Genomic DNA, 16,964 nt, shown 5'->3' on the forward strand with positions numbered 1-16,964 from the left:
GAACGGTCATATGACGGAGAGAGAGAATTATGGCTCGCGCCGCCCTAGGCTTGGTCGCATGATCCGGCTTCGACAGTTGGCCCAAGCTGCCTCTGTGCTTACCACGCCGTTGGCGCCGGAAGATATCCTCGCCTTGTTCAACCCCGTGTACTCCGCCCGGCAGCTCCGCGGCGTGGTCACGCGGGTGGTGCAGGAAACCGCCCAGTCCGCCACCATTTTCTTCCGCCCCGGCCGCGGCTGGCACTCCCATTTGGCAGGTCAGTGGGCGCGCATCGGCGTTGAACTTAATGGCGTCCGGCACTGGCGCTCCTACTCGCTCAGTGCGCCCGCGGGCAAGGATCCTGCCATCACCGTCACCGACGTCGGGGCGGTTTCCGGCACTCTGGTCCGCACCACCCGGCCCGGCGACGTCCTGTTCCTGGCGCCGCCGCAGGGCGACTTTGTGCTTCCGGAGCACCCCCGCCCCCTGCTGATGGTGACCGCGGGCAGCGGCATCACACCGGTGATGTCCATGATCCGCACGCTTGTTCCGCGGCGTCCGGATGCCGACGTCGTGCTTGTCCATTCAGCCCGCACGCCCGGCGACAGCCTGTTCCGCGAGGAACTTGCCGAACTTGCGGACCAGTTCCCGAACTTCCGGCTGGCACACTGGTTCACGGGCGAGCAGGGCCGCATGGACCTGACCAGCACCGCCCAGCTGGACGAGATCTGCCCGGACTGGAAGGAACGCGCCGCCTACGCCTGCGGGCCGGACAGCTTCCTGGACGACGCCGAGGCGCTGTGGAAGCGCGCGGCGCTGACCACGGCGGCGCCCGGCTCCGAGGTGGCAGTGGCCGGCAGTGCCGGCAACCTCATGATTGAGAGGTTCAACACCACTTTTGCCGGGGGTGTGGGGCACGACGGCGGCCTGGTCACCTTTGAAACGTCGGACCGGGAAGTGGACGCCGACGGCGATACGCCCCTTCTGGACGTGGGCGAGGACGCCGGGGTGCTGATGCCCAGCGGCTGCCGCATGGGCATCTGCCACAGCTGCCTCACTCCGCTCCGGGCCGGCCAAGTGCGCGACCTCCGCACCGGGGAAGTCCACGGCGAACCCGGCCAACTGATCCAAACGTGCGTCTCGGCAGCCGCCGGGCCCGTCAACCTCGAACTCTGAGGAGCTTAAAGGTATGTCTGTAATGTCACCCAGCAAAGCCGCTCCCGCGTCCACTGAAAGCAGTGCCGCCAGCGGATCCCGCACGCGTCCCGGAAAGCTGGCGGAGTCCGGCAGTCCTACGGTCCGCCCGCCCGCCGCAGCACACCTGACGGATGAGCAGGTGGCGGAACTCGGCCGCGAACTCGACGCCATCCGCGATGAAATCCTGGCAAAGAGGGGCGCCGAAGACGCCGCCTATATCCGCCGGATGATTAAACTCCAGCGAGGACTGGAAATCTCCGGCCGGGCCGCCCTGCTGGTGGGCAAGAACAAAGCTGCCTGGGTCACCGGCACTACACTGCTCAGCCTCGCCAAGATCCTGGAAAACATGGAACTGGGCCACAATATCCTCCACGGACAGTGGGACTGGATGCGCGACCCGGACATCCACTCCACCACCTGGGAGTGGGACTTCGTCACCCCCTCGCGCTCGTGGCAGCACACCCACAACGACCTGCACCACCGCTGGACCAACGTGGTGGGCAAGGACAACGACGTCGGATACAACCTCCTGCGCATGGACGAGGAGCAGCCGTGGACGCCGAAGGCCCTCGGCAATCCGCTGTACAACGCCCTGCTGGCGCCGGTCTTCGAGTGGGGCATCGCCATCTACGATCTCGAACTCGCGGACTACAAGGAAGGCAGGAAGTCCAAGGAAGCCCTGCTCAAGGACCTCAAGGCCCTGGGCCGGAAGGCGATTACCCAATTCACCAAGGATTACGCGGCCACCCCCGCCCTAGCCATGCTCACCGGCTCCGCAAAGCAGGCGCTGTTCGGCACCCTCGCCGCCAACGCCATCCGGAACGTCTGGGCCCACGCCGTCATTTTCTGCGGACACTTCCCGGAGGGTACGGACACCTTCACGGAGGACATGGTGGACGGTGAGACCCGCGGCGACTGGTACGTGCGCCAGATGATCGGGTCCGCCAACATCTCCGGCTCCAAATTCATGCACATCATGACTGGCAACCTGTCCCACCAGATTGAGCACCACCTGTTCCCGGACCTGCCGTCCAACCGCTACGCGGAAGTGGCGCCCCGGGTCAGGGAGATCTGCCAGCGGTACGGCCTGAAGTACACCACCGGGCCGCTGATCAAGCAGGTGGGCTCATCCTGGGCCAAGGTCTTCAAGCTGGCACTGCCGGGCAAGGCCGCCAAAGCCTGATTCGCCTTACCGCTGCGGGCGCCCGTCCACGCACTATGGTGACGGGCGGCGCCGTCGCATAATTGATCCCATAGCCGCTGCGGCGCCAATGGAGGAATCATGCGGATCCTTGGAGCACTCGTTGTCATCTGGCTGATCATCGGCGGCGTGGCTGCATGGCAGCGCGGCTACTTTGGCGCCGCCCCGGGAAACTGTGCCCGGGCAGGGACCATCGCCATCACCATCGTGGCCGGTCCTTTGAATTACATGGGCGCCAATCCGCAAATCTCCTGTGAGCTTCCGCAGCCGTCCCCATAGGCGAATGTCCCGGCATCCCCTACGACGGCAGCCGCCCTAGAGTAGGGAGTGCGCGGCTAGGGCACCCGCCTGTCCGCTCCGGATCAGTCTGAAAGGAATGTGCCCGCACATGGCTTTTATTACCGTTGGAACTGAAAACAGCACGGACATTGAGCTCTACTACGAGGACCACGGAACGGGCCAGCCCGTCGTGCTGATCCACGGCTACCCCCTGGACGGCGCATCCTGGGAAAAGCAGGCCGCCGCGCTTTTGGACGCGGGCTACCGGGTGATCACCTATGACCGCCGCGGCTTTGGCAAGTCCAGCAAGACCACCAGCGGCTACGACTACGACACCTTTGCGGCCGACCTCAACACTTTGCTCACCACGTTGGACCTGAACGACGCAGTCCTTGTGGGCTTCTCCATGGGAACCGGTGAGGTTGCCCGCTACCTGTCCACCTACGGTTCGGCCCGCGTGTCGCGCGCAGCGTTTTTGGCCTCCCTGGAACCGTTCCTGCTCAAGACCGACGACAACCCGGACGGCGTGCCGCAGGAGGTTTTTGACGGGCTGACCGAAGCGGTCACGGCGGACCGGTACGCCTTCTTCACCGAGTTCTTCAAGAACTTCTACAACACGGACACGTACCTCGGAACCCCACGGCTCAGCGAGGAGTACGTCAACCACAGCTGGAACACCGCCGCCAGTTCCGGCGCCACGGCTTCCATCGACGCCCAGCCCACCTGGCTCACCGACTTCCGTGCAGACATCCCCAAGATCGACGTCCCCGCGCTGATCCTGCACGGTACCGCGGACAACATCGTGCCCATCAATTCCTCCGGACGGCTGTTCGCCAAGGCGCTGCCGTCTGCCGAGTACGTGGAAATCGAGGATGCGCCGCACGGCCTGCTATGGACCCACGCCACGGAGGTCAACGAGGCGCTGCTGCGCTTCCTTGGCAAGTAGCGCCGGCACGTAGCTCCTAACACTTTCGGCGACGGCGGGAGTCCGCCGTCACCGGAAAAGTGGGTCCTGACCCATTTCTAGGCAGGCAGGTGAGGAGTCCGTGAAACAGCGGGGGAAAGATTTGTTGCCAGATCCCGCAGGTCCTTGGGGTGGAACGGCTTGGTCAGGTATGCCGCGGCGCCCGAGGCCATCCCGGCCAGGAGGTCATCGTCCTCGGACCTGGCCGTGAGGAACAGCAGGGGCGCCTTGCTCAGGGGACGGATGGCGCGGGCAACCACGTGCCCGTCCATGTCCGGCAAGCCGAGGTCGAGGGTGACCAGCGTGATGGCGGGATCCGCGGCTGCGGCGATAGCCTCCGCACCGGTTGAAACTGCCTGCACGTCGAAACCGGCGCGTGACAGGACCACGGTAATCAGTCCACGAATGTCCTTGTCGTCTTCCACAACAAGGCAGACACTTTTCTTTTCCATCGAAGCCCCCGGCCAGAGTTTGCATCATTCTATCGGTGGCCTGGGGGCTTTAGTGGAAAAGACTGCTAGCCGTCGTAATGTGTGCGGGCCGGTCCCTGTCCCAGGGCGTTGACGACGGCGGCGGCGACGTCGTGCAGCTTCGAGTTGCGGGTGCTGGATGCCGTTCTCAAGATTTCGAAGGCGTCATGCTGACTGCAGCGGTTCTGGGCCATGATGATGCCGACGGCCATGTCGATGACCGTCCGGGATTCCAGGGTGGCCCGCAGGTTGGCGGCGGTTTCGCTGTAGTGAGCGAACCGGACGGCCAGCCGCAGCGCGAGCGAGGTCTGGCTGACGAAGTCCTCGGCGAACTCGAGGACGCGGCCTTCAAACCGGTTGGGCCGGCGCGAGTACAGCAGCAGCGCGGCCATTGTTTCGCCTTCCAGTTGGAAGGGGAGGGCGAGCACGGAACGGACTCCCTGGGCGGTCAGTGCTGCGAAGTACTCCGGCCACCGCCCGTCCGCCTCAATGTCCGGAACGTGAACCGTCTCCTGGGTGGTGGAAGCGGTCAGGCTGGGAGTCTCTGCTAACTCGTGTTCCAGGAGGCCGATTGCCTTGGCCTCGGGGCTGCTGCTGGCTACGGTAGCGGCCTTGCGCTGCCGCAGCAGGGTGATGGCGCAGAGCATCTCGTCGCCGGGCGCGGAAAGATTGCGTGCAGACACCTGTGCCAGTTCATTAAGGAAGTCCTCAACGTCCGAGCTGTTGAGGACCAGTTCATGCAGGTGCTCGGTGATGGATGTATCGGTTTTTGCTGTTGACTCGCTGGCCACGATTTTCTGGTGCCGTTCGCTCAGGTCAAAACGACCCGGCGACACACACCGTCCTGCTGGAAAGGCGGGGACCGGTGGAGGTCGCTGGATCGACGAACTGTCCAACGGCCTGCTGCTAAACCGATAACCACGAGTATATACATCCCCAGGCCGGGCAAAGCGTCACATTGTCCCTCCCCGGAAGAAGGTCCACTGGCGCCCCTGCGGCATACCCGGCAGAATGAAGCAGGCGCCGGCCCCGGCGGCAGGCCGCACACCAGCGGCCGCTTTTCCGGAAGGGGCACGAACATGACCAGACTGCTCATCATCGGTCCGCCGGGCTCCGGCAAAGGGACTCAGGCCGTGCATCTTGCCCGCCACTTCAACATCCCCGCCGTCTCCACCGGAGATATCTTCCGGAGCAACGTGAGCCAGGCGACCGAGCTGGGCAGCAAGGCCGCGCAATACCTCGACGGCGGCGACTTCGTCCCCGACCATCTCACCAACGCCCTGGTCCGGGACCGGCTTCTGGACGAGGATGTGCGGCGGGGCTTCCTGCTGGACGGGTATCCGCGCACTGCTGCCCAGGCGGTGGAACTGGACACCATGCTCGCCGCCGCGGGCCTGGCCCTGGACGCCGTCATTGAGCTGCGCGCGCCCGATGCCGAGCTGGAGCAGCGGATGCGCCGGCGGGCCAGGGAACAGGGGCGGACGGATGACACGGCGGACGTGTTCCGGCGCCGGCTTGATCTCTACCGCCGCGAGACCCATGAAGTAGTCTCGGTTTATACCGCCCGCGGGATCCTCGTCCCGGTGGACGGCAGCGGAAATCCGGTGAAAATCACCGCACAGGCTATTGACGCCGTCGAGAAGTTCCTTGCCGCATCCCGGGCCTGACCGGCGCAGGCCCCCTAAGAGAAGGACGTTCTGATGAGAATTGCCGTCACCGGCGGAAGCGGAAAACTCGGCCGGCACGTGGTGCGCCGGCTGATCGATGACGGCCACCAGGTCCTGAACCTGGACCGGGAAGGGGTCCGCAGCCCGGGCCTCCTGGTGGTGGACCTGCGCAACTACGGCCAGGTGGTGGACGCACTGCTGGGCGTGGATGACAGGCACAGCGGTTTCGACGCCGTGGTGCACCTGGGCGCCATCCCGGCGCCGGGCATCCTGCCGGACGCGGCGACGTTCGAAAACAACATGCTGTCCACGTACAACGTCTTCCAGGCGGCGCGCCGGGCGGGCATCAAGAAAGTGGTCTATGCGTCCAGCGAGACGGTGCTGGGATTGCCGTTCGACGTGGACCCGCCCTACATCCCGGTGGACGAGGAATACCCGGCCCGGCCGGAAAGCACCTACTCCCTGGTGAAGCACCTCGAGGAGCAGATGGCAGCGGAGCTGACGCGCTGGGACCCGGAGCTAAGCATCATCGGGCTGCGCTTCTCGAACGTGATGGACATGGAGGACTATGCTCGGTTCTCCGCTTTCGATTCCGACGCCACACTGCGGAAGTGGAACCTCTGGGGCTACATCGACGGCAGGGACGGCGCGCAGGCAGTGGTGCGGGCACTGGAGAAGGGCCGGCCGGGGTTCGAGGCCTTCATCATCGCCAACGCGGACACCGTCATGAGCCGGTCCAGCGCCAGCCTCGCCGCGGAGGTGTTTCCCGCGGTCAAGGTGACCAAGGAACTGGGCCAGCACGAGACCATGCTGTCCATCGACAAGGCCCGCCGGCTCCTGGGATACGAGCCCGAACACAGCTGGCGGGACCACCAGCAGGGCGCCGCGCCAGGGGTTGAAGCCGGGGGTTAAGGGCAGGAAAACACCAGGTCCGCAGGAAACCCCAAGGCTTAGCTAAGGATCCTGCAAAATCCGGCCGGAGCGGCATTCCGGGCTCCTAGTCTTTTGGTACCAGCGTGGTTGTCCCCGCCCCGCATCCCAAAAGCGATCCCAAGGAACCCCAAAATTCGCACTTCACTGATCGTGCTGCCCGCCGCCGCAGCCCTGGTATCCGCCGTCGCCCTGTCCACCTCCGTCCCCGCCGCCGCCGCACCGAAATCCGACGCCGGCGCAACCGGCCGCTACATCGTCCAGTACGCCGCCACTGCCGACGTTGATGCGGAGGCGGCAGGCCTGCGCGGGCAGGGCCTCGCCGTCGGACGGACCTTCAAGCACGCCCTCCGCGGCGCCGTCATCACCGCCAACCCGGCGCAGGCCGAGGCGCTTGCCCGGTCCGGCCGCGTGGTGTCCGTGGAGCCGGACGCACCCGTCACCGCTTCGGCAACGCAGCAGCCCTCGCCATGGGGCCTGGACCGGGTGGACCAGCGGGCACTGCCGCTTTCCGGTTCCTACTCGTGGACCTCCGCCGGTGCAGGCGTGACAGCCTACGTGGTGGACACCGGCGTGGTGGCATCCCACGCGGACTTCGGCGGCAGGGTGGCCGCAGGCTGGACCGCCGTCGCGGACGGCCGGGGCTCCGGCGACTGCAACGGCCACGGCACACACGTGGCCGGGACGGTGGCCGGGTCAACCTACGGCGTTGCCAAGTCCGCCACGGTGGTACCCGTCCGGGTGCTCGACTGCAACGGCTCCGGCTACAACTCCGACGTGGTGGCAGGCCTCGACTGGATCGCGGCCCACCATCCCGCCGGTGTGCCTGCCGTTGCGAACCTCAGCCTGGGCGGCCCCGCCAGTTCGGCAGTGGACACCGCCATCCAGGCAGTGATGAACGACGGCGTCACCGCCGTGGTTGCCGCCGGCAACTCCGCCGCGGACGCCTGCGGCAGTTCTCCCGCCCGCGTGTCCGGCGCAGTCACGGTGGCTGCCAGCGATTCCTCCGACCGCCAGGCTTCCTTCTCCAACTACGGCTCCTGCGTGGACCTTTACGCACCGGGCGTCGGAATCACCTCCACGTACCACACCTCTTCCACCGCAACCGCGTCCATGTCCGGCACCTCCATGGCCGCGCCCCACGCAGCCGGTGCCGCCGCTGTGCTGCTCTCGCAGAATTCGGCCCTCACCCCGGCGCAAGTGGCGGGCTCCCTCGTCACCAGTGCGACAACCGGAGTCATCAGCGGAGCCACCGCCGGGACACCGAACCGGCTGCTGTTCGCGGCGGCCGCGGCTGCTGCCCCGGCACAGGCTCCTGCACCGGCTCCCGCGCCCACCGTCACCGCTACCACCCCCGGGGCTACCGCCACGGCGGTGCCTGTGGGAACCAACGTGGCGGCAACGTTCAGTACGGCGGTGCAGGGCGTCACCCCGGCCACCTTTGTGCTCAGGAACGCCGCCGGCACCACTGTCCCGGCAACCGTCACCTACAACGCGACCACGAGGACCGCCACCCTGGACCCGTCCGCTGCCCTGGCGGGGGACACGGCCTACACGGCAACGCTGGTTGGCGGGACTTCCGCCATCCGTGACGCCGCAGGCACACCGCTTGCCTCCACCAGCTGGACGTTCCTTACCGGCCCCGCGCCCGTTGTCACCGGTACTACCCCCGGAAGCAACGCCTCCCTGGTGCGCCGGAGCAACAACATCAGCGTGACTTTCAACGAGGCTGTCCAGGGAGTTAACGGCATCACGTTCACCGTGAAGAATGCGGCCACCGGCGCCGTGGTACCTGCCGCCGTGTACCGCAACGGCACCACCAACCAGTGGATCCTGGATCCGCAGCAGGCCCTGGCCGCCAAGACCAAATACACCGTGACCGTAACCGGCGGCGGAACTGCCGTACGGGACCTTGCAGGGAACCAGCTGGCCACCCGGACGTGGCAGTTCACTACCGGCTCGTTCTAGGCACTGCGAGTTCCAGGCAGTGCGAGTCAGGTTGAGCTAGGGCAGTTCGAGCAGGAACTCCGTGCGGCCGTGGGCAGTGCCGTTGATTTGCAGCTCCAGCGCATGTACGCCCGGGTAGTGCACCCTGGTGGTCATCTCCCTGAAGGCATGGCGCTTGGTCAGGCTCCGGCTTTCCCCAGGCGCCAGGGTCACCGTTGAGATCTTGAAGACCTTGGCGGACTCGCTGCCGTCGGCCTTGCGGTAGTGAACCAGGTAGTCCACCGCGAGGCGCGCGTCCTCGCTTCCGGTGTTGGCGACGTCGAACGCGAAGGTCAGCTCGCCCGGCAAAGTGAGGACTTCCCGGTCAAGGCGGGGACCGCTCACGGCCACCTGCGCCGGGGCAAAGCCGAGCAGCACCAGCGCGTCCGGGTGTCCTTTCTTGAGCAGCGTACGCAGGCCATGGCGGACCAGCCGGCCAGTGTTGGCGTCCGGCGCGGCGAGCCAGCGCCGGGCGGTGTCCACCACCTCGCCGGGGGCATGCCTGGCAAGATCGTTGAGGTGGTTGGCCACCGAACGGCGCACGTACCCGGACGGGTCCCGGTACAGGGCATCGAGGATGGCAAGGGTGGCCTGCGGGCGCTGGATGAGGGCGGGCACCCGTACCGCCCACGGCAGGTAGGGGCGGGTGCCCTCGCTCGCCAGGCGCCGGACGTGTTCGTCAGGGCTGGCGGCCCAACCGCGGATTGCCGCCAGGGCCCGGTCCGGGTCGTTTGCGAGCAGGCGGCGGACAGCGAACTCGCCGGTGAGCCTGGGCGTGAGTGCGGCCAGCAGCGCCAGGCAGTCGTCGAAGTCCTTCATCGCGCCCGATGCCAAGGCGAGGGTGACGGCGGCCTCGGACACCGGCCAGAGCAGCCAACCGGTGAACTCCGGAACCTGCAACGCCGCACGGAAGCTGTCCGCCGCCGTCGGGTAGCCCGGGGAGGGGACGCTGCTGATATCAGCCACAAGGGCTTCGGCGAGCAGGTCCGTGCGGGCGCGCAGGTTGAGGCCGTCCAGCTTTGATGCGGCACCTGCTGTCCGCTCCCACCGAATTTCCGGCCCAATTTCCGTGAGAATCCGGGTGAGGGTTTCCACACTGCCTGCATTGATCAGCTCGTTCATAACGCCCATGGAGTCAGGCTAGCGCCGGGGATAATCTTCACCCTAAGCAATGCCGGACCTAGGGACGGGTATGACAGTGGAACAGCACGGATCGTCGGTGTCTGGAACGGGAAAGCACGTTGGCAAGTGGCGCTACTTCCACGACAAGTTCGTTGTGGAGGAACGCTACGTGGAGCCGGCGGACAGGCGCGCCCTCTACCGTTACGCGGTGATCCTGGCGGCAGCGGGGGTGGCCCTGTTCATTGCCACCCTGATCAGCGTGCTGCAGGCTGACGGGCTGTCTGCAGCGGACGTTCCCGTGCGCGACTGGCTCCTCGGCAGGAGGTCGGCCACCCTGACCGCCGCCATGATCTTCCTGGCAGTGGTGTTCGGCCCCATTGCCCTTCCGATCATCGTCCTGGTGGTGGTTGTTGCCTGGAGCTTCGCGGCGAGGCATGCCTGGCGGCCCATCCTGCTGGCGTCGGCGATGATCAGCGGCGTCATCATCTCGCAGATCATCCTGCAGATCGTCGGGCGTTCCCGTCCGCCGGCGGACCAGATGCTGTTCGGTATCGACCACACATTCTCATTCCCCTCCGGACATGTCCTGGGTGCCTGCGACTTTCTGCTGGTGGGCGCGTACCTGATCTTTTCCAGGCGCAAAAACATGCTGGCGGCGGTCTGGGGTTTTGTCGCCGCCGGCGTCGGAATCCTGCTCGCAGCGGTGAGCCGGCTGTATCTCGGATACCACTGGCTCAGCGATGCGCTCGCTTCGGTGTCCCTGTCACTCATCATCCTCGGCGGCGTGATTGCCGTGGATACGTGGCGGACCGCAAGGGTGCCCGGCGAGCGGATCACGGGCAAACTGTCCAAGGCCGAGGCACCGCGGGACTAGCGTTCCGCCGCGTTGCCCCTCAGCCCGGCGGCCGTGACCTGGCCCGCTTGAGGGCGCGGTGCAGTTTCAGGTTGGCCGCCTCAAGCTCCAGCACTTTGGCTACGCCCGCGAGGTTCAGGCCCTGCTCAAGGAGTTCCCCGATGCGCATGAGGATGGCGATGTCGTCGTCGCTGTACTGGCGGGTGCCGCCGGCTGTCCGGGACGGCGTCAGCAGGCCCTTTGTCTCATACAGCCGGATGTTCTGCTGCCCGGTCCCGGTCAACTCGGCCGCAACCGAGATCGCGTAGAGTGCGCGCCCGCCGGCGGGCCGCGGGGTCCGTCCTGCTCCGGAATCTGCCATGGCGCCTCCAAAAATCACCGTTTAGCGGTATTGCTTCAGTTTCCCACGGGTGCTATAAAAAATCTATATCCACCACCACAGATCGGCGGGTGGATAGGCATCCGGTCCAACACTTACAAGCTGAAGGAGTGGGAAATGATGTTGATGCGTACGGACCCGTTCCGTGAGCTGGACCGGCTCACGCAGCAGGTCTTTGGAACCACCGCCCGCCCGGCCGCCATGCCCATGGACGCATGGCAGGAGAACGGCGATTTCGTGGTGGCGTTTGACCTTCCGGGCGTCAAGGTGGACTCGCTTGACCTGAACGTCGAGCGCAACGTCCTCACCGTCCGGGCCGAGCGGCAGGACTCAACGCAGCCCAACGTAGAACTGGTGGCGTCCGAGCGCCCACGCGGTGTCTTCAGCCGCCAGTTGATCCTCGGCGACACCCTGGATACGGACAACATCAAGGCAAGCTATGACCAGGGCGTCCTGACCCTGCGGATCCCCGTCGCGGAGAAGGCAAAGCCGCGCAAGATCGAGATCGAGACGCAGCAGGGCCAGATGCAGCAGATCGCAACCTAGTTACCAACGGCGGTGCGGGCAGCGCTGGCGGCGCTGCCCGCGTTCATGCCCGACGGCGGCGCGGGGTTTGCCAAGTCCCGTCGCCGCCGGTGCGGGAAGGGCCGAGATGACAGATACTCCCGACTACTACGCCATCCTGCGGGTCCGGCCGGACGCCAGCCAGCAGGAGATCTCCCGCGCATACCGTGCCCTGATGCGGAGCCACCATCCGGACATGGACGGGCCCGCCGCGCCGGAAGGTGAACTGCTACGCATCATGCAGGCGTTCAGTGTGTTGCGGGACCCGGAGCGGCGGGCGGCCTACGACAGGCAGCAGGCAGCCTCCGCACCCACCGTGATTCCCGTGCGGAAATCGGCCGGCCGCACCCGGACGTCCGGGCACACTATCAGGGTCACCCCGGTGCGCTGGGAAAGCGGGCCGTGGGCCTAGCGTCCCGGCTCCGGCCCAGCGGGGCATCGACGACAGATTGCAAGGAAGCGGAGGACTGCATGAGCGAGTGGCGGCGTTACGATTCACACCTGATCCCGGCATTTTACGAGCGCTTTGAACAACGCTGGGGCGTGGGCACTGCGCCGTTCCTGGATCCCGAAGCGCATGAGGAACCCCTGCCCCGGGCGCAATGGATCAACCCGGCCACGGGGGCGGCGCTCGCGGTGGTGCCGGTGTGGACGGGGGAAGAGAAGCAGCAACGGTCGTTCGGCGTGTTCTACCTGCCCCCGGCCGGTGATATCTGGATGCTGCGCCCCGGTTACACTGGCTACCTGGAACCCGCAGACGGCGAACCGGAGCATTTGGTCACCCTCCGCAATGACGCATTCCGGAAAGCCGTTGCCCATGCCAAGGAGTTTCTCTTCGGCTCGCAGTGACGCCGGCTATGTTTGTGCTCGTCAGGGGCCCTTTGCTGTGCAATCCTGAAACCTACTTATCCACCTGACAGAAGGCCCCCATGCATATCACCGCCAAGGAACTCGCAGCACTCATCCCGCCGGGGTTCACCTTGGGTGTTGCCACCGCGGCCTACCAGATTGAGGGCGCCCTTGACGAGGATGGCCGGGGACCTGCCGCATGGGATGTGTTCGCCGCCAAGCCGGGCGCCATCGTGGAGGACCACAGCCCGGTGACGGCCTGCGACCACTACCACCGCATGCCCCAGGATGTCGCACTCATGAAGCAGCTGGGAGTGGACTCATACCGCTTCTCGTTTGCCTGGCCGCGGATTCAGCCGACGGGCAGTGGGCCGGCGAACCGGGCGGGTTTGGACTTCTACGACCGCCTGCTGGATGAACTGCTGGCCAACGGGATCTCGCCCATGGCCACCATCTACCATTGGGACACGCCGCTTGCCCTGGAGGAAGCGGACGGCTGGATGAACCGGGACACTGCCTACCGGCTGGGGGAGTATTCCGGGATCCTCGCCGACGCGTTCGGGGACCGGGTAGCCCGCTGGTGCACCATCAACGAACCCGCAACCGTCAGCACCAACGGTTACTCCCTGGGCCTGCACTCGCCGGGCAAGGAACTGCTCCTGGGTGCGTTCCCCACCGTCCACCACCAACTGCTGGGCCACGGACTGGCAGTCCAGGCCCTCCGTGCGGCAGGGGTTCCCGGGGAGATCGGCATGACCAACGTCTACTCACCCATGGTGCCCAACTCCATCAACCCGCTGGACCGCATCAGCGCCGGGCTGATGGACCTGGCGCAGAACCGGCTGTACGCGGACCCCGTGCTCACCGGAAAGTACCCGGACCTGATCCGGGCCGCAAAGTTCTTCAGTTCCTTCGAGCACCCGGAGGAGGACATGGAGCTCATCTCCCAGCCGCTGGACTTCTACGGGCTCAACTACTACATGCCCACCAAGGTGGCCGTTGGTCCCGGCGGCGGCGCCGTGCCGGCCAGCATGGCGGAGGCCATGGGCAGCGACCTCAGCGCGGCGGGCAGCGGCGGAACCCCGTTCCACGTGGAAACCTGGCCGGAGGCGGACATCACCTCCTACGGCTGGCCAGTGAAGCCGGAGTACATGACCGTTGCCCTGAAGGAGATGGCCGAGCGGTATCCCAACCTTCCGCCGGTGATTATCACGGAGGGCGGCGCCAGCTTCGAGGACATCATCGTCCGGGACAAATCCACCAATACCCGGTTCATCCCGGACGAGCGCCGGCTGAAGTACCTCTCGGACCACCTGGAAACAGCGCTCCGGGCCACCGCGCCCGGCGGCGAGGCGGAAGCAGTGGACCTGCGCGGCTATTACGTGTGGTCCCTGCTTGACAACTTCGAATGGTCGGCCGGCTACAACCAGCCATTCGGGCTCCTGCACGTGGACTACGAGACCCTGGAGCGGACACCGAAGGCGTCCTACTTCTGGTTCCAGGAGCTCATCGAGGAACGCGACCTGGCCGCGGCGGCAGATACGGCCATCGCGCAGGCAATAGCGCCGGAGGAGTTTGAAGCGGAAGCGCCCGACGACGGCGTGGCCCCGCTGGGTGCCAGCGTCTAGCTCCTCGCGTGGGCGCGGACAGAGGTCCGTTCCACCGCCGGGCAGTGGATCTTCGCGGCTAGACCGTCTGGAACCTCGTCCAGCCCCAGCAGCATCCGCACGCCTGCCGCACCGAGCTCATAGTGGGGGAGGGCCACGGTGGAGAGCGGGGGACGCAGGTGCGCGGCGATGACTTCCTGGTTGTCGAACCCCACCACGGCGATGTCGTCCGGGATGGACAGTCCCTGGTCCCGCAGGCCGTCGTAGAGGCCCATCGCCATCCGGTCGTTGTAGCAGTACACGGCTGTCGCGTCCCGCTTGAGCAGCCCAGCCGTTGCCCCGTAGCCGCCCTCCTGGTCCGGGTACGCCTCCATGACCAGTTCCGGGTCGAATGGCACCCCGGCGCCTTCGAGCGCTTCCCGGTAACCCTGCAGCCGTCCGTCCTTGGCGGGGGCGGGGATGGTGGCGTTAATGAAGGCGATGCGCCGGTGGCCGTGCCGTAGCAGGATGTCAGTGGCCGAGCGGCCGCCCTGCACTTCGTCGGGAACAACAGCCCGGGTACCCGGTTCCGGCGAGAAGCAGTTGACCAGGACAAAGTCCGCTTCGCGGAGCGATGCCGGAATGTCCGTCTGCCGGTGGAACCACGTGGAGTAGAGGATGCCGCGCACCTTGTATTCCAGCATCATGGTGATGGCGTCCTGCTCAAGCTCCCCGTTGCCCTCGGTGTTGGCAATGAGGAGGGCGTAGCCGTGCTTCCACGCCTCGTCCTGGGCGCCGTGAATGATCTGGCCGGCAAAGGGGGTGGTGGCAACACCGTCGGCCACCAGGCCAATGAACCGGGACGTTCCGCTCACCAGGGTCTTTGCCATCGCGTTGGGGCGGTAGCCGAGCGCGCGGATGGCGTCCTTCACCCGCTGGCGCGTTTCCTCCGCAATCCGGGCGTCCTTCTTTTTATTGACCACCAGCGAGACCGTCGCCGTGGAAACACCCGCTGCCTCGGCCACATCGCGGAGGGTCACCGGGTGGCTCCGCTCCGGCCGCAGGGACCGGGCCGCCGTGGCCTGCTCTCCCGGCCCTTTCTCCTTTGAAACCATCTGCCCTCCGTCAGGAGTATATCCGTCCGCCGCAGCCGTCATCCCTTGGTCGCCCCGCTTTCCAGTCCCTGGATCATCGCTTTGTTCAGCACCAGGAAAACCAGCAGCAGCGGCGTGATGGTGACGCATACGGCCGCGAATGTGGCGGTCCAGTCCACCTTGCCCATGGCGCCGATGTAGTTCTGCAGGCCCAACGGGATGGTCTTCAGCTCCTCGGACAGGATGAACGTGTTGGCGAAAATGAAGTCGTTCCAGATGAAGATGCTGTTGACCAGGACCACCGTCACCACCGTGTTCAGGGACAGCGGCAGGGTGATCAGGCCGAAGATCCGGTAAGGCCCGGCACCATCCAGTGACGCCGCCTCATACGTCTCGTTGGGGATGTATTCGTAGAACGAGGAAAACAGGTAGACGGACATGGGCAGGGAGAAGCCGGCCAGCGGGATGATCATCGACTGGTAGGTGTCGAGCAGGTTCACCGCCGAGTAGTCGATGAACAGGGGGACCAGGGCGATCTGGACCGGAACGATGATGCCGACCAGGAACAGCCCGCGGACCAGTCGGCTGAACCGGAACCCGAGGACCTGGATGGCGTAGGCGGCCATCATTCCCAGCAGGACGATCAGGACGTTGGCGCCCATGGTCACGGTGAGGCTATTAAGGATGTTGCGGCCCAGGTCGCCCGTTTCGAACGCCCTGGCATAGTTGTCCCAAGTCAGGGACCCCGGAAGGGCGAACGGGTCACCGGTGGCGAAGTCGTGCTCTGAGCGGAGGCTGGTCACGAACAGCCACGCCAGGGGATACACCTGCACGATCACGATCAGCATGATCAGTACACGGGACAGCGTACGGAACAGGTCGGGCCGGCGGCGCTTGCGGCCGGGCTGTGGCGGCGTGACGGCTGCGGTCGCCGTGGGCGGGGCTGCCGCCTGGGTGATCATGAGTCTGCCTTCCGCTTCAGCAGGAACAGGATGAGTCCGACGGCGACGAGGCACTCGATCACGATGAACACCGAGATCGTGCTGGCGTAGCCGAAGTCCGTGCTGGTGAATGCCGTCTTGTACATGTAGGTGGTGAGCAGCTCCGAGGATTGCCCCGGGCCGCCGTTGGTCATCAGGTAGGGGATGTCGAAGCCGCGCAACCCGTACGTGGTGGCCATGATGGTGGTGGTGATCCACACCGGGCGGATGTAGGGGAACCGGATTCTGGTGAAGAGGGTCCACCGGGACGCGCCGTCCAATACCGCAGCCTCCTCAAGCTCCTTGGGCACTGCGAGCAGGGCCGCGTAGATGATGAGCATGTAGAGCCCGGTGAAGCGCCAGCCTTCAGGTGCGGAGACGGCGGCCAGTACCGTGTTGACGTCCGAGAGCCAGGGCCGTTCCAGGGCGCCGAGTCCCACCCATTGGAACAGCTGGTTGAGCAGGCCCACCGGTTCCAGGGAGTAGATCCGGACAAAGAGGAAGGCGATGGCTACCGTGGAGATCACGGCCGGCAGCAGGTAGAGCGTCTTGATCAGTTCCCGTCCACGCCGCAGGGATGTAAGGAGGCTGGCGACAACCAACGCGCCACCCAGCTGCAGGACCAGGCAGATCGCCAGGTAGATCAGGGCGTTCAGGAACGCGCGCCAGAAGATGTCATCGGCAAAGAACATTCGGACGTAATTGTCCAGGCCGACGAACTCCATATCACTGATGCCGTTCCAGGAGAAGAAGCTCAGGAACAATGACTGGAGGATGGGGAAGAGGACCGCTGCGCCGTAGAGCAGCAGCGGCGGCAGCAGGAAGACCAGGACGGAAGTCCGTGACCTGTTGGGAAGCATGGC

Annotated in this window: 19 protein-coding genes; 12 read left to right on the forward strand and 7 right to left on the reverse strand. The window is 65.8% G+C overall.

Annotated features, from left to right (window positions below):
• The first annotated feature begins 58 nt into the window (after positions 1–58).
• From FDW83_RS12335 to FDW83_RS12350, 4 genes are all read left to right on the forward strand, one after another.
• Entirely contained in the window at positions 59–1,156 is a 1,098-nt protein-coding gene (locus FDW83_RS12335; RefSeq protein WP_138138376.1) for a ferredoxin reductase, read from the forward strand.
• A 13-nt stretch (positions 1,157–1,169) separates the two neighbouring features.
• The gene (locus FDW83_RS12340) at positions 1,170–2,360 is read left to right on the forward strand and encodes an acyl-CoA desaturase (RefSeq protein WP_171027549.1); all 1,191 of its coding nucleotides are present in this window, start codon (positions 1,170–1,172) and stop codon (positions 2,358–2,360) included.
• A gap of 99 nt (positions 2,361–2,459) precedes the next feature.
• Complete coding sequence (locus tag FDW83_RS12345; protein ID WP_138138378.1) at positions 2,460–2,657, forward strand: hypothetical protein; 198 nt, start codon at positions 2,460–2,462, stop codon at positions 2,655–2,657.
• A 109-nt stretch (positions 2,658–2,766) separates the two neighbouring features.
• A complete protein-coding gene (locus FDW83_RS12350) occupies positions 2,767–3,603 on the forward strand; it encodes an alpha/beta fold hydrolase (RefSeq protein ID WP_138138379.1) in 837 nt (278 codons plus the stop codon).
• Positions 3,604–3,680: 77 nt separating this feature from the next.
• Here the strand turns inward: FDW83_RS12350 and FDW83_RS12355 are convergent, their stop codons facing one another.
• On the reverse strand, positions 3,681–4,073 hold the full coding sequence (locus FDW83_RS12355; protein WP_138138380.1) for a response regulator transcription factor: 393 nt from the start codon (positions 4,071–4,073) through the stop codon (positions 3,681–3,683).
• 65 nt (positions 4,074–4,138) lie between these two features.
• The gene (locus FDW83_RS12360; protein ID WP_138138434.1) at positions 4,139–4,882 is read right to left on the reverse strand and encodes a GAF and ANTAR domain-containing protein; all 744 of its coding nucleotides are present in this window, start codon (positions 4,880–4,882) and stop codon (positions 4,139–4,141) included.
• Between the two features lie 288 nt (positions 4,883–5,170).
• Here FDW83_RS12360 and FDW83_RS12365 point away from each other — a divergent pair, with 288 nt between their 5' ends.
• The 3 genes from FDW83_RS12365 (at position 5,171) to FDW83_RS12375 (ending at position 8,656) form a co-directional block, all read left to right on the forward strand.
• Positions 5,171–5,758 carry an adenylate kinase gene (locus FDW83_RS12365; protein WP_138138381.1) on the forward strand — a complete coding sequence of 196 codons (588 nt, stop codon included), beginning with the start codon at positions 5,171–5,173 and terminating at the stop codon, positions 5,756–5,758.
• A 33-nt stretch (positions 5,759–5,791) separates the two neighbouring features.
• Entirely contained in the window at positions 5,792–6,670 is an 879-nt protein-coding gene (locus FDW83_RS12370) for an NAD(P)-dependent oxidoreductase (protein ID WP_138138382.1), read from the forward strand.
• A gap of 171 nt (positions 6,671–6,841) precedes the next feature.
• Positions 6,842–8,656 carry a S8 family serine peptidase gene (locus FDW83_RS12375; protein WP_138138383.1) on the forward strand — a complete coding sequence of 605 codons (1,815 nt, stop codon included), beginning with the start codon at positions 6,842–6,844 and terminating at the stop codon, positions 8,654–8,656.
• Between the two features lie 36 nt (positions 8,657–8,692).
• On the opposite strand, the gene FDW83_RS12380 is transcribed toward FDW83_RS12375, so the two are convergent.
• Positions 8,693–9,805 carry a DNA alkylation repair protein gene (locus FDW83_RS12380; RefSeq protein ID WP_138138384.1) on the reverse strand — a complete coding sequence of 371 codons (1,113 nt, stop codon included), beginning with the start codon at positions 9,803–9,805 and terminating at the stop codon, positions 8,693–8,695.
• 61 nt (positions 9,806–9,866) lie between these two features.
• Between FDW83_RS12380 and FDW83_RS12385 the strand changes: the two genes are divergently transcribed.
• Complete coding sequence (locus FDW83_RS12385) at positions 9,867–10,670, forward strand: phosphatase PAP2 family protein (protein WP_138138385.1); 804 nt, start codon at positions 9,867–9,869, stop codon at positions 10,668–10,670.
• Between the two features lie 19 nt (positions 10,671–10,689).
• Here FDW83_RS12385 and FDW83_RS12390 read toward each other — a convergent pair whose 3' ends face one another.
• A complete protein-coding gene (locus tag FDW83_RS12390) occupies positions 10,690–11,010 on the reverse strand; it encodes a MerR family transcriptional regulator (protein ID WP_138138386.1) in 321 nt (106 codons plus the stop codon).
• 138 nt (positions 11,011–11,148) lie between these two features.
• Here FDW83_RS12390 and FDW83_RS12395 point away from each other — a divergent pair, with 138 nt between their 5' ends.
• The 4 genes from FDW83_RS12395 (at position 11,149) to FDW83_RS12410 (ending at position 14,069) form a co-directional block, all read left to right on the forward strand.
• Positions 11,149–11,574 (forward strand): Hsp20/alpha crystallin family protein, encoded by a 426-nt coding sequence (locus tag FDW83_RS12395; RefSeq protein WP_138138435.1) that lies wholly within the window; start codon positions 11,149–11,151, stop codon positions 11,572–11,574.
• Between the two features lie 106 nt (positions 11,575–11,680).
• Entirely contained in the window at positions 11,681–12,004 is a 324-nt protein-coding gene (locus FDW83_RS12400) for a J domain-containing protein (RefSeq protein WP_138138387.1), read from the forward strand.
• 59 nt (positions 12,005–12,063) lie between these two features.
• Positions 12,064–12,441: a hypothetical protein gene (locus tag FDW83_RS12405; RefSeq protein ID WP_138138388.1), complete on the forward strand. Its 378-nt coding sequence runs from the start codon at positions 12,064–12,066 to the stop codon at positions 12,439–12,441.
• Positions 12,442–12,521: 80 nt separating this feature from the next.
• Positions 12,522–14,069 (forward strand): glycoside hydrolase family 1 protein, encoded by a 1,548-nt coding sequence (locus FDW83_RS12410; protein ID WP_138138389.1) that lies wholly within the window; start codon positions 12,522–12,524, stop codon positions 14,067–14,069.
• Here the strand turns inward: FDW83_RS12410 and FDW83_RS12415 are convergent.
• From FDW83_RS12415 to FDW83_RS12425, 3 genes are read right to left on the reverse strand one after another with little or no spacing between them, the layout of a single operon-like run.
• Positions 14,066–15,142, reverse strand: coding sequence for a LacI family DNA-binding transcriptional regulator (locus FDW83_RS12415; RefSeq protein ID WP_138138390.1), 1,077 nt, complete (start codon positions 15,140–15,142; stop codon positions 14,066–14,068). The genes FDW83_RS12410 and FDW83_RS12415 overlap by 4 nt on opposite strands.
• Positions 15,143–15,180: 38 nt before the next feature.
• Positions 15,181–16,083, reverse strand: a complete 903-nt coding sequence (locus tag FDW83_RS12420) for a carbohydrate ABC transporter permease (RefSeq protein WP_138138391.1) — start codon at positions 16,081–16,083, stop codon at positions 15,181–15,183.
• A complete protein-coding gene (locus FDW83_RS12425; protein ID WP_138138392.1) occupies positions 16,080–16,961 on the reverse strand; it encodes a carbohydrate ABC transporter permease in 882 nt (293 codons plus the stop codon). Before FDW83_RS12425 ends, FDW83_RS12420 begins: the two co-directional genes overlap by 4 nt.
• Positions 16,962–16,964: the final 3 nt, after the last annotated feature.

The sequence above is a fragment of the Pseudarthrobacter sp. NamE2 genome (assembly GCF_005796205.1).
Lineage (GTDB): Bacteria > Actinomycetota > Actinomycetes > Actinomycetales > Micrococcaceae > Arthrobacter.

Bases quoted from the DNA above. Each gene is read 5' to 3' on its own strand.
- FDW83_RS12345 (WP_138138378.1), top strand. From the start codon at position 2,460: ATGCGGATCCTTGGAGCACTCGTTGTCATCTGGCTGATCATCGGCGGC.
- FDW83_RS12385 (WP_138138385.1), top strand. From the start codon at position 9,867: ATGACAGTGGAACAGCACGGATCGTCGGTGTCTGGAACGGGAAAGCAC.
- FDW83_RS12355 (WP_138138380.1), bottom strand. From the start codon at position 4,073: ATGGAAAAGAAAAGTGTCTGCCTTGTTGTGGAAGACGACAAGGACATT.
- FDW83_RS12410 (WP_138138389.1), top strand. From the start codon at position 12,522: ATGCATATCACCGCCAAGGAACTCGCAGCACTCATCCCGCCGGGGTTC.
- FDW83_RS12335 (WP_138138376.1), top strand. From the start codon at position 59: ATGATCCGGCTTCGACAGTTGGCCCAAGCTGCCTCTGTGCTTACCACG.
- FDW83_RS12370 (WP_138138382.1), top strand. From the start codon at position 5,792: ATGAGAATTGCCGTCACCGGCGGAAGCGGAAAACTCGGCCGGCACGTG.
- FDW83_RS12340 (WP_171027549.1), top strand. From the start codon at position 1,170: ATGTCTGTAATGTCACCCAGCAAAGCCGCTCCCGCGTCCACTGAAAGC.
- FDW83_RS12405 (WP_138138388.1), top strand. From the start codon at position 12,064: ATGAGCGAGTGGCGGCGTTACGATTCACACCTGATCCCGGCATTTTAC.
- FDW83_RS12400 (WP_138138387.1), top strand. From the start codon at position 11,681: ATGACAGATACTCCCGACTACTACGCCATCCTGCGGGTCCGGCCGGAC.
- FDW83_RS12390 (WP_138138386.1), bottom strand. From the start codon at position 11,010: ATGGCAGATTCCGGAGCAGGACGGACCCCGCGGCCCGCCGGCGGGCGC.
- FDW83_RS12380 (WP_138138384.1), bottom strand. From the start codon at position 9,805: ATGGGCGTTATGAACGAGCTGATCAATGCAGGCAGTGTGGAAACCCTC.
- FDW83_RS12350 (WP_138138379.1), top strand. From the start codon at position 2,767: ATGGCTTTTATTACCGTTGGAACTGAAAACAGCACGGACATTGAGCTC.
- FDW83_RS12415 (WP_138138390.1), bottom strand. From the start codon at position 15,142: ATGGTTTCAAAGGAGAAAGGGCCGGGAGAGCAGGCCACGGCGGCCCGG.
- FDW83_RS12420 (WP_138138391.1), bottom strand. From the start codon at position 16,083: ATGATCACCCAGGCGGCAGCCCCGCCCACGGCGACCGCAGCCGTCACG.
- FDW83_RS12365 (WP_138138381.1), top strand. From the start codon at position 5,171: ATGACCAGACTGCTCATCATCGGTCCGCCGGGCTCCGGCAAAGGGACT.
- FDW83_RS12425 (WP_138138392.1), bottom strand. From the start codon at position 16,961: ATGCTTCCCAACAGGTCACGGACTTCCGTCCTGGTCTTCCTGCTGCCG.
- FDW83_RS12395 (WP_138138435.1), top strand. From the start codon at position 11,149: ATGTTGATGCGTACGGACCCGTTCCGTGAGCTGGACCGGCTCACGCAG.